Origin of the sequence: Saccharopolyspora sp. NPDC002686 (assembly GCF_040295745.1) — a bacterium.
Lineage (GTDB): Bacteria > Actinomycetota > Actinomycetes > Mycobacteriales > Pseudonocardiaceae > Saccharopolyspora > Saccharopolyspora oryzae.
The window spans coordinates 1-2111 of sequence record NZ_JBEOVY010000607.1 but is presented as its reverse complement, the minus strand read 5'-3'; the positions used below and the strand labels follow the sequence as shown (position 1 = coordinate 2111).

Sequence of the window (2111 nt, the reverse complement as noted above, 5' to 3'; positions counted from 1 at the left end):
GCGCATCTCGTGCTCCCGATCACGCGATCGAGGTCACGCCTCGAACTTGTAGCCCAAGCCACGCACCGTGATCAAGTAGCGCGGATCGGCCGGGTGGTTTGGACGAGCAGGCCGGGGTGTTCGGTGCCGCCGATCGGGAGCGTTTCGGCTCGTTCGAAGCGGAACGCGTCCATCGCGAAGACGTGCTGCACGCTGCCGTCGTCCTTGCGGTACCAGCCGTCCGGCACGCACGACTGGACGTCGGGGGTGCCGCCGACGACGAGGTTCAGGTCCCCGCCCAGCACCGCCTGGGTGCCCAGCGCGGTGGCGATCGAGGTCAGCTCGCGGCACTGCTCGGCCGCCACTTGGCCGTCCTCCTGGGACAGGTGCGAGGTGCACGCGGAGACCTGCGAGTACGGCACGCACAGCAGGACGCGCTGCACGCCGCTGCCGTCCTGCGCGGCGAACTGCCGCTCGACCGGTTCGCCGGGGGCGCCGAGGTCGGGGTGGGTCAGGATCGCCACGCCCGCGTCGCCGCGGCCGTCGTGGCACTTGGCCGGGGCGCCGGTGTTCGCGTCGCCGACCGGGGTGAACTCCCAGCCGTAGCCGGTTTCCGCGGTCATGCGGGTGATGTCGGAGGCGCAGACCTCGTTGAGCGTCACCACGGCCGGCTGCCGCTGGTGGATGGTGTCGATCGCGGCGTCGACGGCCTGGCCGGGGGCGCTGCAGGCCTCGTCGCCGCTGTTGCAGAGGTTGAGCTGGAGCACGTCGAAGGATCGGGCGGCCGGGGCCTGCGCGTGCGCGACGGGGAGCACGGCGGTGAAGGCGGCGGCGAGCGCGGCCACCAGCCAGAGCACGGTCGAACGACGGGGCATCGTGACCTCCTTCGGGGTTTCGGCCTTCGCCGAAGGGCACGTTGAAGTCTGCGCACCGGCGCAATTCCGCTCGACCGCTGGATGGGCTAGTGGCGACTTCTCGTCACCTGCGCGTTGGGCGGTCGCCTGGGACGACGATTTGATCACGGACAGTGATCATCTGGTCGGCGTTTCGTGGCTTCCAAACCGGTTCGCCGTACCGGTTGACCAGTGGTGCGCGCCACATGAGACTGAGTCGCACTCGGACGGTGTGGGCAAACGACCCACGGGGATGCGGGAGGTTCGTCGGAATTCCTTTCGTCGCTTCGGTGCTCGACCGCCAGGTTTGCCGAACTCGGCGGGCGGTGGCGGCTGCGGCGGCGGAAAAATTTGATGGCTTCGCAACATTCAGCGTTGGGATTACGCCCGATCGGGTGGCACCATTCAACGACTCAGGTCCTCACCTACTAGGAGTGACATCGTGGCGCGTCGTCGAGGAGCACTTCGAGCAGCCGCTCTGCTGCCCGCCCTGGCCTTGGCCGTGGCGGCCGCGGGGTGCGCGCAGCCGACCGGAGGTGGTGGCGGCGGCGACGCCGCGGGCGGTCCGGTGGAACTGATCGCGCCGGGCAAGCTCACCACCTGCACGCACCTGCCCTACGAGCCGTTCCAGTTCCCCAAGGACGGCAAGATCGTCGGTTTCGACGTCGACCTCGTCGACCTGGTCGCCCGCGACCTCGGCGTGCAGCAGAACATCGTCGACGCCCCGTTCGACGAGGGCATCCAGTCCGGTGAGTCGCTGAACAGCAACCAGTGCGACGTCGCGGCCGCGGCCATGACGATCACCGATGTCCGCAAGCAGAACCTCGACTTCTCCGACCCGTACTTCGACGCCGAGCAGGCGCTGCTGGTCAAGAAGGACTCCGGCATCACCGACCTGGCCCAGATGCGCGGCAAGAAGCTCGGCGTCCAGGTCGGCACCACCGGCCAGGAGTACGCCGAGAAGAACAAGGACCAGTTCGGCTACGAGGTCGTGGTCTTCGACGACCTCGCGCTGCAGGAGACCGCGGTGCAGACCGGTCAGGTCAACGCCGCGATCAACGACAACGGCGTGCTGCTGAACTTCTCCAAGAACAACCCGGACACCCAGGTGACCACGGAGTTCGCCACCGGCGACAAGTACGGCATCGGGGTCCGCAAGGGCAACACCGCGCTGCTCCAGAAGGTCAACGAATCCCTGAAGAAGGCCAAGGAATCCGGCGAGTACGACGCCATCTACCA

At 68.0% G+C, this 2111-nt stretch carries 2 protein-coding genes; one reads left to right on the top strand and one right to left on the bottom strand.

Translation table 11 applies throughout. From position 1 onward, the window contains the following. Positions 1-71 precede the first annotated feature (71 nt). Positions 72-854 carry an endonuclease/exonuclease/phosphatase family protein gene (locus ABTZ89_RS38195; RefSeq protein ID WP_351054252.1) on the bottom strand — a complete coding sequence of 261 codons (783 nt, stop codon included), beginning with the start codon at positions 852-854 and terminating at the stop codon, positions 72-74. A gap of 457 nt (positions 855-1311) precedes the next feature. Here ABTZ89_RS38195 and ABTZ89_RS38190 point away from each other — a divergent pair. After that, a partial coding sequence (locus ABTZ89_RS38190) for a transporter substrate-binding domain-containing protein (protein ID WP_502949656.1) occupies positions 1312-2111 on the top strand: 800 nt, incomplete at its 3' end.

Excerpts from the sequence above, each read along its gene's own strand:
- ABTZ89_RS38195 (WP_351054252.1), bottom strand. The coding sequence starts at position 854 with ATGCCCCGTCGTTCGACCGTGCTCTGGCTGGTGGCCGCGCTCGCCGCC.